We start from the raw sequence: 13,434 nt of genomic DNA, 5'->3' as shown, positions 1-13,434 counted from the left end.
GAGGCTGAGCTTGAACAAGCGCATCAATAATCTTTGTACTCTCTAAGTTGAAGTCGGTTGGTACTAATACTGTTTTCATTGCTTACTTGTTTAAATGAATAATTAATACAAGTTTAAGCCGATAAGATTACAGCCGGATAAGAACTAGATTAGAATGAGATTAGAATTATAGAAAGAGGCAAATATTAGCGAAAGAATACAACTTATAGCGCTACATACTAAATAAAGGCAGTATTATTTTAATTTCCGTTCCAACCCCTTCCTGAGATTTAATTGCGATGCTTCCTCTGTGTAGCCTGACAATATTTAGCGATAGGGGTAAGCCTACACCGTAACCTTTATAGGCATTTGTGTTTGATGCACGATAAAACGGTTCAAAAATGTGCTGAATATCGGTCTGCGGAATACCAATACCCCTGTCCGTTACGGCGATTGATAAGGTTTGCCCGTTACTTTCTATTCCTATACTCACCAGCTTCTCATTAGAATATTTACAGGCATTGCTTACCACATTGGATATAGCAAGTTTGACGAGGTTTTTGTTTACCTTCAGGGTTAACAGCGATTCCTCTTCCGGTAATTTACTAAAGTCGATTTGAATAATGCTATTGGGATAAACCTGATTGACTGAATCTTTTATTTCCCAGAGCAGTTCGTCCATCCGCACTTCTTCCCAGGGCTGATTTTTTCCATTAAAGCCCGATTGCGCCAAGCCAAGTAAACTGGTGAGGATATGTTCCAGCCGTTCGGCTTCGTTTTTAATTTTTGCCAGTGCCTGCTGTTGTTGAGCCAGGTCCTGACCCGGTTTCATGGCCAGCTCCACTTCTCCGCTAATTACGGTTAAAGGTGTTCTCAGTTCGTGTGAAGCATTGCTGATGAAATTATTTTGGGTCTCAAACGCAGTTTCCAAACGGTTTAACATGTTGTTAAAGGTTTGAGCCAGTTGAGACATTTCATCACTTCCTTTTTTAACATCCAGGCGCATGTGTAAATTTTCTGCTTTTATTTTCTTTACACTTTTAATGATGTTTCTGAGCGGTATGAGCATGTAATCAGAAAATTTCCATCCCACAACAAAGGATAAGATAATGGAAAGGAAAAATCCAATAATCAGAATTTTTTGCAGATCTTTCAGCTCCCGGAAGCCAAAAGGATCGTTCGCTGAAATGATTACAATGTAGCCACCTTTGGATGTTTTAAAATATTTCCCGGCATAAAAATGATTATCGACCCGATAGCGGGCCATAGCGCCTGAACTGATTTTTTTATAAAAGCTTTTAGGTAATTCGCGATCAACCTGAGAGGTTGTTTTCTTTGGATCGATGATAAATTCCCGCTCTGAGGGAAGTCTTTCGAGGTATTGATTACGCATTTTTGCGTAAATACTATTATTATCGTCTTCGTATAATTTGATTTGTGCCGCAATGTTTACCCGGGCTTCCAGGCGTTTATAAAAATCTTCAAAAGCAAACTCATTAGAGAAATACCAAACAAAACCACTTAACAGTGAGATAATTACTGCCGAGAGAATGGCGAAAAGTAAAGTGATTTTCTTGGCGATTTGCATTATTTTTCCTTTAACACATAACCCAAACCTACAGCCGTATGGATCAGTTTCTGTTCAGCATTTTTATCTATTTTCTTCCGGAGGTAATTTACGTAAACATCTACCACGTTGGTGCCGAGGTTAAAATCAATGTCCCAAACGTTTTCCAGGATATCAATTCTGGATAAGATTTTTCCTTTATTTTTGGCCATATATTCCAGCAAACGGTATTCGGTTGCAGTAAGTACTACTTCGGTTTGGTTTCGGTTAACTGTTTTCGCACTTAAGTTTATCTGTAAGTCGGCGATGCTGATGATTTGATCAAGATTAACCGTGCCATGATAGCGCCTTAAAAGCATTCTGATTCTGGCAAAAAGTTCGGCAAATTTAAAAGGTTTAATCAGGTAATCGTCGGCACCATTATCTAAGCCGTTCACTACATTTTCGGTAGTGCCCAAAGCAGTAAGCATAATTATGGGCGTACCTGGTTTAAGTTCTTTGATAATTTTACAAAGTTCCAAACCATTGATGCCAGGAAGCATAATGTCTAAAATAATTAAATCGAAATTATTTTCGATGGCCATTTGTTTGCCAATCAGGCCATCTGGCGCAATACTAACCGCAAAACCTTCGTTTGTTAAACCCCTCGAAATTACTGAAACCACATTTGGCTCGTCTTCTACTACTAATAAATTCATTTAAGGCAAAATAATTGTAAAAATTGCAGATTTATAAAGTTTAACTTCCGTAATTTTCCAATATAACCGTTTTCAGCAAAATAAGGTGTAATTATTTGCCTTTTTCTCCATAACATTAATGAAAAGTGCTTGAATCTATTTGTTTTATTTAAAGTATTAAAGCTGGATTAAAAATGAAGGATCAATTATTAAATCCCTTTTTCCGATTTGTCTTTCAAAGATTTTAATCCGCTTTCGAAATCTTTTCCAACCATGCTATCCATACTCTTGAAAACACACATCCATTTGGTGAACATGTTGTATTTTCCGCTCATGGTCCAGGTTACTTTATTGCCATTTCCCTCCGGAGCAATATCAAACCTGGTGTCGGCAACACTCTCAAAAGGTTCAATAAACTTTAGTTCCATATTAACCTGTCTGTTGGGTGTAAGCGTTAGAATTTTCATGTAACCTGAGCCGGTTTCTTTTCCTTTCCATTCGTATAAGTGATTAGGCGACATAGGCGTTCCGGAAAATTTCACTTTTGCAGAGGGCTCCATTTTAGCCCAGGGATTCCATTGATAGAATGCATTGAAATTGGCGATGTTCTGATAGATAATAGTGTCTGGTGCGTTAATCAAAGTGGTGCGGTTTACAGTGTAGCTTTTTGGCAGAAAGAACGAACCAACTACAAATATAATCGCCAGTATAACAATAATGACGGTAAGCGTTTTTAAGAATTTCATATTAAGTTTATTTGGTTAAATAAATTTAATATAAAACCTGCAAAATCAAAAGCGTTTTAAACGATGTTAATCTTCTGCTTTGGCGAATTGATTTTGAAATGCATTAAATCGGCAATAGACTGTGCCTTTTGCTTGATGGTTTCTGCATTTTCCCCGACAAAAAGCTCGTCAACTGTGTTGAAAAAAATTGTTTTCCAGGCCGTAAATTCTTCCTCTTTTAAGGATGCTTTTTCATTGAGGGAAAAATGTGTGAGCATCGGATTGCCTTTGTAAATTGCTTTTGCGAAAAGAATACTTTCCCAGAAATCGTACATTTTAGGTAAATGGTGAGACCAATCTACGTTCGCTACCTGAGTAAAAATCGGGCCTATGGTCTGGTCATCCTGCACTTTACTATAAAAGTGATCCACTAAGCTGATGATGTCAGTTCTATTCTCGATATCTTTCATGATGCAAATCTTCTAAGCACAAATATCAATGAAATTGATTGAAGAAAAATGATCCAGGTTATAAAATGAATTACTTGTTACTTATATAATCTCATCAGGAGTTTATCGTAATTGATTACTGCTTTATACTGCATTAAAATATCACCCCCAATGATTCCAATAATAGGTGGGTGACCAAATTGCTGGTAAGTTTCACTAACTGATTGCAGATCAAATGCGACCGTTTCGTAATTTTTCAATTTAAGCCTGCCAATTCTAACCTCTGGAATAGTGGCCTGAATGGTTGTAGTAGTGGTAAAAAGCGTAGCTGCATTAATTTCTTCTGATACCTGAAGGGTTTCGGAAAGGTGTTTTTCTATAATCGCTTTATCAAATACACTTCGGGAGGCACCGGTATCCAATACGGCAAAATGCGTTTCGTTGAAAACAACAATTTCCACCAAAAGGTGGAAACCGTCGTCTTGTAAATTTATTAATTTTAATGGGATAGGGACAGATTTCATGTATGTTTTTACTACCTAAGACACTAAAGTTAGTCTGAAGTTATTTTAAATACTATTTTTAGGTTTCTAAGTTGGTTGCCTTATATTTTACCATCTAAGGCAACTGAGTTTTAATCACCTATTTATTCTTAGGTTTCTAAGTTGGTTGACTTATTATTTTACGACCTAAGGCAACTAAGTTTTAATTACCTATTTATTCTTAGGTTTCTAAGATGGTTGACTTATTATTTTACCATCTAAGGCAGCTAAGTTTTAATCACCTATTTATTCTTAGGTTACTAAGTGGTTTATTTTATATGTTTTACCATCTAAGACAACTAAGTTTTAACTACCTATTTATTCTTAGGTTTCTAAGTTTATTAATGATAAGACTACACTAATTTCATTTCTGCCAGCACGCTGTTCATATTTCTAACCGCATCGGCACTTTTATTAAATGCGGTTTGTTCCTCGTCGGTTAATTTGAAATCAATAATTTTTTCCCATCCGCCACGGCCAATAATTACCGGTACGCCTAAGCAAATGTCTTGCTGACCGTATTCGCCTTCCAACGAAACGCTGCAGGTAAATAGCTTTTTTTCATCGCGAACAATGGCCTCTACTAAAGCCGCACCAGCTGCGCCAGGCGCATACCAGGCAGAAGTTCCAATTAAGCCTGTTAAGGTTGCGCCACCAATCATGGTATCCGCCGCCACTTTTTCCAGCGTAGCTTCATCCAGCAAGTTACTTACCGGTAAACTTTGGTAAGTGGCTAAGCGGGTGAGTGGAATCATCGTGGTGTCTCCATGACCGCCAATTACAAACCCCTGTAAATCATTTGGGTTACAATCTAAAGCCTGAGATAAATAGAATTTAAAGCGAGAACTGTCCAAAGTGCCGCCCATTCCGATGATGCGGTTTTTGGGTAAGCCCAACGATTTCAATGCCAGATAAGTCATGGTGTCCATCGGGTTACTAATTACGATGATAATGGCTTCCGGAGAGAATTTTAAAATATTTTCTGCTACACCTTTAACTATGCCGGCGTTGATGCCGATTAAGTCTTCACGCGTCATGCCTGGCTTACGCGGCAAACCCGATGTGATTACAACCACATCAGAACCTGCTGTTTTGCTATAATCGTTTGTAACACCACTAATCTTAGTGTCGAAACCCAGCAGCGTAGCTGTCTGCATCATATCAATTGCTTTACCTTCGGCAAAACCTTCTTTGATATCAAGTAAAACGAGTTCGTTTGCTAATTCCTTTCGGGCAATATTATCTGCACAGGTAGCCCCAACAGCGCCTGCACCTACAACCGTTACTTTCATATATCTATATTTTATTGGTTTGCTTTGTAAACTTTAATCGAAGGTAGAAATAAATATAAGGTTAAAAAATCCTTTTAAAAACTTTATAATTCTGGCGACGTTAATGAGGAAGGAAAAAAGACTAAAGCTAAAAGACGAGAGCGGAAAGTGGAAAGGCTAAACTGGAAAGTTTAAAGCTAAAAGCTTAAATCAACATCTAACAACTAAAAATATGGAAAACAAGCCCATCGCCAATATCGATTACAAAGCCTTTGAAGGTAAATGGTATACTCTTTACTCGATTCCAACCTTATTGGATAAAAACTGGAAACAGACTACAGAAACTTATACGCTTAAAGGCGATGACCACTTCGACGTATTGACAACTTACCACAAAGAGGGGAAGCCAGAGGAGAAAACCGTTACCTCCAAACTTTTTTTCGATCATGATAAAGCTGATGGCGACATGAAGGCGCAGTTTTTATGGCCCTTTAAAATTGGCTATTGGATTATCGAAATCGCAGATGATTATAGTTACGTGGTAGTGGGGCATCCTGATGAGAAATACCTTTCTATTATGGCAAGGGAACCAAAAATGGAAGCTGATGTATTAGTGGATATTATTGAAAACTGCCGGGTAATGGGATATGATGTAAGCGAATTAGTAAGCCAGGAGCATTTTTAAGGATGAATTTATTAAACCTCGCAGGTTTTAAAAACTTGCGGGGTTTGTTTTAAGCACTTCAATATAACAAGTAGAAAATTAAAATATATTCATTTACTCCTTTAAAATCCACTCCTTCAATCCTTCATTTTGTTGATAAAAACCTGACAACTTCCCATCTCAAATTCCTTATTTTTGAAGAACCGTTATCATTCCTAAACGGTTAATTTCTTTAGATTACAATATGTACTTAATTTTTGATACAGAAACCACGGGTTTGCCTCGTAATTACAACGCACCAATTACCGATACGGATAACTGGCCACGTTGTATTCAAATTGCCTGGCAACTACACGATGAGATGGGACGGATGGTTGAGCATCAGGATTATCTGGTTAAACCAGAAGGTTTTAACATCCCTTACGATGCTGAACGCATTCACGGAATTTCAACTGAACTGGCTGATGAACAAGGCGTCACTTTAGCCGAAGTGCTGGAAAAATTTAATGCCGTTCTTGCAAAATCTAAGTTTATTGTTGGGCAGAATGTTGGCTTCGACGTAAACATTATGGGTTGTGAGTTTCACCGTTTTGGCTTAGAAAACCGCATGGCAGAAATGCCGGTATTGGATACCTGTACAGAAGTTACCGCGCAACTTTTGCAATTGCCGGGCGGTAGGGGCGGAAAGTTTAAACTGCCAACCTTAACAGAGTTGCACTCGTATTTATTCGGGGTGCCTTTTAATGAGGCGCACAATGCCACGGCCGATGTGGAAGCCACTACCCGTTGTTTTTTAGAACTGATTAAAAAAGAAGTTTTCAAAAAAGAAGAATTACTGGTTGATGCAGAATATTTCCCACGTTTCAGGGAAATAAACCCGGCATCGATTCCGGATTTTGGCATCCGGCATGTCAATCTGAAATCAGCCTCTGATGAGATTCGCAAGCGACTGCAAAAAGCGGAAGGTGGCGGTGTTTCTAAACAGGAAATTGCAAGAAACAAAGAGGAACTGGCTTCTGCAACGTTCGTACACCTGCATAACCATACCCAGTTTTCAGTTTTACAGAGCACCATCAGTATTCCGGCGTTGATTAAAGCGGCAGCAGCCATGAAAATGCCTGCCGTAGCGATGACCGATCATGCCAATATGATGGGTGCATTTCATTTTGTAAACCAGGTTTTAAATCACAATAAAGCAGCAGAGGCCAAAAACGAAGCATCAATTGAGGCAGGCGAAAGACCTACCGAAATGGTGATGACACCAATAATCGGGGTAGAGTTTTTTGTTTGTAATAATCACCTGGATAGAACTGCAAAAGATAATGGCTACCAAATGGTATTGTTGGCAAAGAACAAAGCCGGCTATCATAACCTGGCGAAAATGTCGTCCATTGCTTATACTAAAGGTTTCTATTATGTTCCTCGAATTGACAGGCAGGTAATTGAACAGTATAAAAATGATATTATCGTACTTTCAGGAAACCTTTCCGGTGAGATTTCCAACAAAATCTTAAATATGGGCGAAAACCAGGCAGAGGAAGCTTTGATCTGGTGGAAGGAACAGTTTGGCGATGATTTTTATGTGGAAGTAATGCGCCACAATCAGGAAGATGAAGATCGCGTAAATACCTCTTTGATCTCTTTAGCCAAAAAGCATGAGGTTAAATTAGTTGCAACGAACAATACCTATTACATTAATAAAAAAGACGCCAATGCGCATGATATTTTACTTTGTGTAAAAGATGGCGAAAAGCAGGCCACACCGATCGGCCGCGGTCGTGGTTACCGTTATGGCTTACCAAATCAGGAGTATTATTTCAAGTCGGGCGAGGAGATGAAGGCCCTTTTTGCCGATCTGCCCGAGGCGATTTTGAACATACACGAGATTGTAGATAAAGTAGAAATCTACAAACTTGCCCGCGAAGTACTCTTACCAAAATTCGATATTCCGGAACAATTTCTGGTTGAGGAAGATGAAGTTGATGGAGGAAAACGAGGTGAAAATAAATATTTAAGGCACTTAACTTACGAAGGCGCAAAAATCAGGTACGGGGAACTTACTCCAGCGATTATTGAGCGTCTGGATTTTGAATTGGCCACGATCGAAAAAACCGGTTATCCGGGTTATTTCCTGATTGTGCAGGATTTTATTGCCGAAGCCCGGAGAAGAGATGTATCTGTTGGGCCGGGTCGTGGTTCGGCGGCGGGTTCTGTAGTGGCTTATTGTTTGTGGATTACCAACATCGATCCGATTAAATACGATTTGCTATTTGAGCGTTTCCTGAATCCGGATCGTGTTTCCATGCCCGATATTGATATCGATTTCGATGATGAGGGCCGTGGACGCGTAATGGAATATGTTATCAATAAATACGGCTCCAGTCAGGTGGCGCAGATCATCACTTATGGTACAATGGCGGCTAAGTCATCCATTCGTGATACCGCCCGTGTGCTGGATTTACCTTTATTTGAAGCGGATAAAATCGCGAAGCTGATTCCAAACATGAAGCTGGCAAAAATTTTCACCCTCGATGAAAAGAGTTTGAAAGATGCTTTAAGACCTGATGAATACGAACGTGTTCAGGAGTTAAAAGCCATGGGGCTGCTGAAAGATTTAAGTGCCGAAACCATCCAACAGGCGCAGGTTTTAGAAGGCTCGTTAAGAAATACAGGGATTCACGCATGCGGGGTGATCATCACGCCGAGCGATATTACCAATTTCGTTCCGGTTGCCACCGCCAAAGATTCTGATTTATATGTTACCCAGTTTGATAACTCGGTGGTGGAAAGCGCCGGTTTATTAAAAATGGACTTCCTGGGGTTAAAAACCTTAACCCTGATTAAAGACACTGTTAAACTGGTGAAGAAAAGGCATGGCATTGATCTCAATCCGGATAATTTCCCAATTGATGATGTGATGACTTACGAGCTCTTCCAGCGTGGTGAAACCATCGGAATCTTCCAGTATGAAAGTCCTGGGATGCAGAAATACATGAAGGAGTTGAAGCCAACGGTTTTCGACGATTTAATTGCCATGAACGCATTATATCGCCCGGGACCAATGGAGTATATTCCAAGTTTTGTTCGCCGTAAAAATGGGGAAGAAGAAATTCAGTATGATTTAGATGCCTGTGAGGAATACTTAAAAGAAACTTACGGAATTACAGTTTACCAGGAGCAGGTGATGCTTTTATCGCAAAAGCTGGCCGGTTTTACCAAAGGTGAGGCCGATGTTTTGCGGAAGGCAATGGGTAAAAAACAGAAAGATGTTCTGGATAAAATGAAACCTAAATTTGTGAAGCAAGCGGCCGAAAAAGGTCATAATGCCACAACTTTAGAAAAAATCTGGAAAGATTGGGAAGCGTTTGCTTCTTATGCGTTCAACAAATCTCACTCCACCTGTTACGCCTGGATTGCTTATCAAACCGCTTATTTAAAAGCCCATTATCCGGCAGAATATATGGCTGCGGTACTTTCCAATAACATGAGCGATATTAAACAAGTGGCGTTTTTTATGGAAGAATGCAGGCAAATGGGCGTGGTGGTTTTGGGTCCTGATGTTAACGAATCTGACCTTAAGTTCTCTGTAAACGCCAAAGGCGAGGTCCGCTTCGGAATGTCTGCAGTGAAAGGTGTAGGAGAAAAAGCGGTAGAAAGCATCATCGAAGAACGGGCTTTAAATGGGCCATATGCTTCGGTTTATGATTTTGCTAAACGTTCCAATACCCGGATTGTAAACAAAAAAGCTTACGAAAGTTTTGTATACAGCGGTGCTTTTGACGCCTTTGCAGGCCACAGGGCGCAATATTTTTACATCGGACCAAACGATAAAATGAACGGAATTGAAAAAATCATCAAGTTTGCCAACGATTTCCAGAACAACGAAAATACATCGCAGGCATCTTTATTTGGTGGTTCGAAAGCCGATTTAATTTTAGAACCCTCTTTACCGGTTTCACCTGAATGGGCGTTAATGGATCGTTTGAAATATGAAAAAGATGCAATTGGAATCTTCCTTTCGGGTCATCCGCTGGATAACTACAAATTGGAGCTTGATAAATTCTGTACACATGGCGTAAGGCAGTTGAGTATCATTAATAAAGTGCGGATGGGCGATACCAATGAAGATATTTTAGCTGAATTTACCAAACTGCAAAACCGTGAACTTTGTGTTGGTGGCCTGGTTGTTGCCGCCTCACAGCGAATCACAAAAACAGGTAAACCATTTGGTACGTTTGTATTTGAAGATTATGAGGATGCCTGTGAAATGGCACTTTTCGGGGAAGATTTCCTTAAATTTAAATCCTTCTTAACTGAAGGATATTTCTTGCAGATCAGAGGTAGGGTTGGGGAAAGATTTGGAAAGGCCGGAGATTGGGAATTCAAAATTACGGCGATTAACTTAATGTCTGAGTTGAGGGATAAACTCACCAAAAGCTTAACCATTCAGGTTCCGATTGAGCGGGTTAATGATGAGCTAATGAGAGAAATTGAGTTGATTTTAGCAGACAATAAGGCAAATTCTGATCAGCAAAACTGCCAGCTTAACTTTGCAGTTTTTGATAGCGAAAAGCAGATTATGTTAGATTTGTCATCGAAGAATTTAAAAATCAATCCCAACAATAAGTTTCTAGAACAATTACTGGGTCTTAATGTTGTTAACTACAAGTTGAACTAGGGTAGATGGTGAAAGATTTAAGGCGAAAGGTTCAAACGCCCAAAATCATATCCATTCCACCTTTGAACCTGCTACCTCAAAATAATGTCAAATTGACATTGCGTTGTAGTTGGCATTGCAATTGAATACATATATTTGAACATAAAAAAAATAATTATGGCATTAGAAATCACAGATGCAAACTTTGAGGAGCTTGTATTAAAATCAGATAAACCCGTATTAGTAGATTTTTGGGCAGAATGGTGTGGCCCTTGTCGCATGGTTGGTCCTGTAGTAGAAGAGATCGCTAAAGAATATGATGGCAAAGCAGTAGTTGGAAAGGTAAACGTTGATAACAATCCTCAAATTTCAATGCAATTTGGTATCCGTAACATCCCGGCCTTATTATACTTTAAAGACGGTCAGGTTGTAGATAAACAAGTTGGTGCAGTTCCAAAATCAGTATTGGCTGATAAATTGAACAAACAATTAGCTTAATTACAAGTTAAGTTAATCTGAATATACTACCCGAATTCGTTACAGAGTTCGGGTTTTTTATTGCATTATTTTTTTGTTTATTTAATAAAAATATTGAATCATGCCTATCAATCCATTCAACAACAAAACACTAGGAATTATTATCGCAGGTTTCGCGCTAAACTGCGTAAACATTGCCTGCGTTTCCGCTCAGAATCCTGTAGAAACCGAAAAACCTACAGCAGACTATAAGCCAGCCTTTGCAGGGCAGACTAGAATTGCCGGGGTAAAAACAGAAACACCTTTAGCGGTTTCGATCCTCAATGAAAAATTGGAAAACCCCTGGGGAATTGCCGTATTACCAAATGGTGGATTTCTAATTACCCAGAAACAAGGATCGATGGTTATTTTAGGTGCGGATGGAAAGCTCTTAAAGAAAATTGAAGGCTTACCAAAGGTTGATGCTTCCGGACAAGGTGGTTTATTGGATGTAACGCTGGATCCCGATTTCGCAAAGAACAGGATGATTTACTGGGCCTATTCAGAACCTCAGGCTAAGGGAGTTTTGTTAGCCATTGCCAAAGGAAAATTATCCGCCGGCGAAACCAAAATTGAAAATCAAACCATTATCTACCGCGCTACACCAGCACATACCGGTAAGTTGCAATATGGCTCGAGAATCGTTTTTGATAAAGAGGGGGACCTTTTTGTAAGTGTAGGAGAAAGGTCTGATAAAGAGGTGAGAATCCAGGCACAGGCTTTAAACTCATCTTTAGGGAAAATCGTTCACATTACAAAAGCGGGGAAACCAGTGCCTAACGGACCATTTGCAGGCAAAGCAGATGCGAAACCAGAAATCTACGCTTATGGATTCAGAAATCCAGATGGCTTAGCGATCAACCCGCAAACAGGTGATTTATGGGAGGCAGAATTTGGTCCGCGTGGTGGCGATGAGGTTAACCTCATTAAACCTGGTAAAAATTACGGTTGGCCGGTAATTATTTACGGGATCGAATATAGTGGCAAAGCCGTAGGCGATGGAATTCAGCAGAAGGAAGGAATGGAACAGCCGGTTTATTACTGGAATCCGGTGATTTCGCCAGGCTCAATCGCTTTTTACAATAGCAGTGTAATTCCCGAATGGAAAGGCAATTTATTCGTTGGTGCATTGAGCGGCTCGCATATTATCAGATTAGTAATCAAAGACAATAAGATAGCAGGGGAAGAGAGATTATTAGAAGGTAAGGGCGAACGTTTCCGGGATTTAGTGGAAAAGGATGGTGCCTTGTATGCGGTAACGGATAATGGAAAACTTTATAAGATAACGAAGAAATAATTTCCTGAATATCTAAACCTTGCAGGTTTTTAAAACCTGCAAGGTTTGTTCTTAAATTATTTAAATAAAGCGTCATTTTTATTAGCTTTACCCTATGCAGGCAGTAAAGTATGATAATGAAACCAGCTTTGGGAATCTGGAATTGCTGGCGAGTCAGGTGGTGGAAGGTTTCATCACCGGATTACATAAAAGCCCTTTCCATGGTTTTTCTGTTGAGTTTGCTGAACATCGCCAGTACAATAGCGGTGATAATGTTAAAAATATCGACTGGAAGTTATTCGCAAAAACTGATAAACTTTATAGCAAACGTTTTGAGGAGGAAACCAACCTTCGCTGTCAGTTCGTAATCGATGTTTCTTCATCGATGTATTTTCCAGAGCCAAAAAACAATAAATTAACTTTCTCTATTCAGGCCGCTGCATCATTAATGTACCTGCTTAAAAAGCAACGAGATGCCTTCGGCTTAAGCCTTTTTACCGATGAAATTTTGTTGAATTCGCCCGCAAAATCAACCACCGTTCATCAGAAATTTTTATTTGCAAAGCTGGAAGAGCTCTTGGAAAAACCAAAAGTTAAGGCACAGACGAATATTAGCGGGGCGCTCCATCAGGTTGCAGATCTGATTCACAAAAGGTCGCTCGTGGTCATTTTTAGCGATTTATTTAATACCCAAGCCAGCCCGGAACAAACCGATCAGTTTTTTGATGCCTTACAGCACCTCAAATTTAATAAGCACGAAATTGTGGTTTTCAATGTGGTTGATCAGGCTAAAGAAGTGGCTTTTGATTTTGAAAATCGCCCTTATCAATTTATCGATATGGAAACCGGTGATACCATTAAGGTGCATACCAATCAGGTTAAAGAGAATTATAAAGCTGCCGTTGCAACTTACCGGCAGCAAGTTGCTTTGAAGTGTGCGCAGTACAAAGTTGATTTAATTGATGCCGATATCGCCGCTGGTTTCTATCCGGTACTTCAGGCTTACCTGATTAAAAGGCAAAAGCTTGGATAACCATTTTATCCGTTAATATTACAAAACCCTGTAAATCCCTGCAAACAATCCCGTTGGTTTTTAAGTATAAATAGTAAT

Annotated in this window: 11 protein-coding genes; 5 read left to right on the top strand and 6 right to left on the bottom strand. The window is 39.5% G+C overall.

Translation table 11 applies throughout. The annotated features are described in order from the left end of the window. Positions 1–211 precede the first annotated feature (211 nt). The 6 genes from GJU39_RS19535 to mdh form a co-directional block, all read right to left on the bottom strand. Positions 212–1,567, bottom strand: coding sequence for a sensor histidine kinase (locus tag GJU39_RS19535; RefSeq protein ID WP_154282687.1), 1,356 nt, complete (start codon positions 1,565–1,567; stop codon positions 212–214). Continuing rightward, positions 1,567–2,244 carry a response regulator transcription factor gene (locus GJU39_RS19530; protein ID WP_154282686.1) on the bottom strand — a complete coding sequence of 226 codons (678 nt, stop codon included), beginning with the start codon at positions 2,242–2,244 and terminating at the stop codon, positions 1,567–1,569. The genes GJU39_RS19535 and GJU39_RS19530 overlap by 1 nt, the downstream gene beginning before the upstream one ends. A gap of 188 nt (positions 2,245–2,432) precedes the next feature. Then, a complete protein-coding gene (locus tag GJU39_RS19525; protein ID WP_154282685.1) occupies positions 2,433–2,969 on the bottom strand; it encodes an SRPBCC family protein in 537 nt (178 codons plus the stop codon). Between the two features lie 56 nt (positions 2,970–3,025). Next, positions 3,026–3,418, bottom strand: coding sequence for a group III truncated hemoglobin (locus GJU39_RS19520; RefSeq protein WP_154282684.1), 393 nt, complete (start codon positions 3,416–3,418; stop codon positions 3,026–3,028). A gap of 77 nt (positions 3,419–3,495) precedes the next feature. After that, positions 3,496–3,921 carry an aspartyl protease family protein gene (locus GJU39_RS19515; protein ID WP_154282683.1) on the bottom strand — a complete coding sequence of 142 codons (426 nt, stop codon included), beginning with the start codon at positions 3,919–3,921 and terminating at the stop codon, positions 3,496–3,498. 371 nt (positions 3,922–4,292) lie between these two features. Beyond that, positions 4,293–5,231: a malate dehydrogenase gene (gene mdh, locus GJU39_RS19510; RefSeq protein WP_154282682.1), complete on the bottom strand. Its 939-nt coding sequence runs from the start codon at positions 5,229–5,231 to the stop codon at positions 4,293–4,295. A gap of 211 nt (positions 5,232–5,442) precedes the next feature. On the opposite strand from mdh, the gene GJU39_RS19505 reads away from it, so the two are divergent. The 5 genes from GJU39_RS19505 to GJU39_RS19485 all read left to right on the top strand — a co-directional run bounded on the left by GJU39_RS19505 (position 5,443) and on the right by GJU39_RS19485 (position 13,356). Further along, positions 5,443–5,895 (top strand): lipocalin family protein, encoded by a 453-nt coding sequence (locus tag GJU39_RS19505; protein ID WP_154282681.1) that lies wholly within the window; start codon positions 5,443–5,445, stop codon positions 5,893–5,895. A gap of 223 nt (positions 5,896–6,118) precedes the next feature. After that, the gene (gene dnaE, locus GJU39_RS19500; protein WP_154282680.1) at positions 6,119–10,552 is read left to right on the top strand and encodes a DNA polymerase III subunit alpha; all 4,434 of its coding nucleotides are present in this window, start codon (positions 6,119–6,121) and stop codon (positions 10,550–10,552) included. Positions 10,553–10,708: 156 nt separating this feature from the next. Further along, positions 10,709–11,029, top strand: coding sequence for a thioredoxin (gene trxA, locus GJU39_RS19495; protein WP_010602362.1), 321 nt, complete (start codon positions 10,709–10,711; stop codon positions 11,027–11,029). Between the two features lie 100 nt (positions 11,030–11,129). After that, positions 11,130–12,344, top strand: a complete 1,215-nt coding sequence (locus GJU39_RS19490) for a PQQ-dependent sugar dehydrogenase (protein ID WP_154282679.1) — start codon at positions 11,130–11,132, stop codon at positions 12,342–12,344. A gap of 94 nt (positions 12,345–12,438) precedes the next feature. Further along, positions 12,439–13,356, top strand: a complete 918-nt coding sequence (locus GJU39_RS19485; protein ID WP_154282678.1) for a DUF58 domain-containing protein — start codon at positions 12,439–12,441, stop codon at positions 13,354–13,356. The last annotated feature ends 78 nt before the right edge of the window (positions 13,357–13,434 follow it).

Source organism: Pedobacter petrophilus (assembly GCF_009674725.1).
GTDB lineage: Bacteria > Bacteroidota > Bacteroidia > Sphingobacteriales > Sphingobacteriaceae > Pedobacter > Pedobacter petrophilus.
Note: the sequence above shows the minus strand (reverse complement) of the source record. Positions and strands in the feature narration are given on the sequence as shown.

Bases quoted from the DNA above. Each gene is read 5' to 3' on its own strand.
- GJU39_RS19485 (WP_154282678.1), top strand. From the start codon at position 12,439: ATGCAGGCAGTAAAGTATGATAATGAAACCAGCTTTGGGAATCTGGAA.
- GJU39_RS19490 (WP_154282679.1), top strand. From the start codon at position 11,130: ATGCCTATCAATCCATTCAACAACAAAACACTAGGAATTATTATCGCA.
- mdh (WP_154282682.1), bottom strand. From the start codon at position 5,231: ATGAAAGTAACGGTTGTAGGTGCAGGCGCTGTTGGGGCTACCTGTGCA.
- GJU39_RS19505 (WP_154282681.1), top strand. From the start codon at position 5,443: ATGGAAAACAAGCCCATCGCCAATATCGATTACAAAGCCTTTGAAGGT.
- GJU39_RS19525 (WP_154282685.1), bottom strand. From the start codon at position 2,969: ATGAAATTCTTAAAAACGCTTACCGTCATTATTGTTATACTGGCGATT.
- GJU39_RS19530 (WP_154282686.1), bottom strand. From the start codon at position 2,244: ATGAATTTATTAGTAGTAGAAGACGAGCCAAATGTGGTTTCAGTAATT.
- dnaE (WP_154282680.1), top strand. From the start codon at position 6,119: ATGTACTTAATTTTTGATACAGAAACCACGGGTTTGCCTCGTAATTAC.
- GJU39_RS19515 (WP_154282683.1), bottom strand. From the start codon at position 3,921: ATGAAATCTGTCCCTATCCCATTAAAATTAATAAATTTACAAGACGAC.
- GJU39_RS19520 (WP_154282684.1), bottom strand. From the start codon at position 3,418: ATGAAAGATATCGAGAATAGAACTGACATCATCAGCTTAGTGGATCAC.
- trxA (WP_010602362.1), top strand. From the start codon at position 10,709: ATGGCATTAGAAATCACAGATGCAAACTTTGAGGAGCTTGTATTAAAA.
- GJU39_RS19535 (WP_154282687.1), bottom strand. From the start codon at position 1,567: ATGCAAATCGCCAAGAAAATCACTTTACTTTTCGCCATTCTCTCGGCA.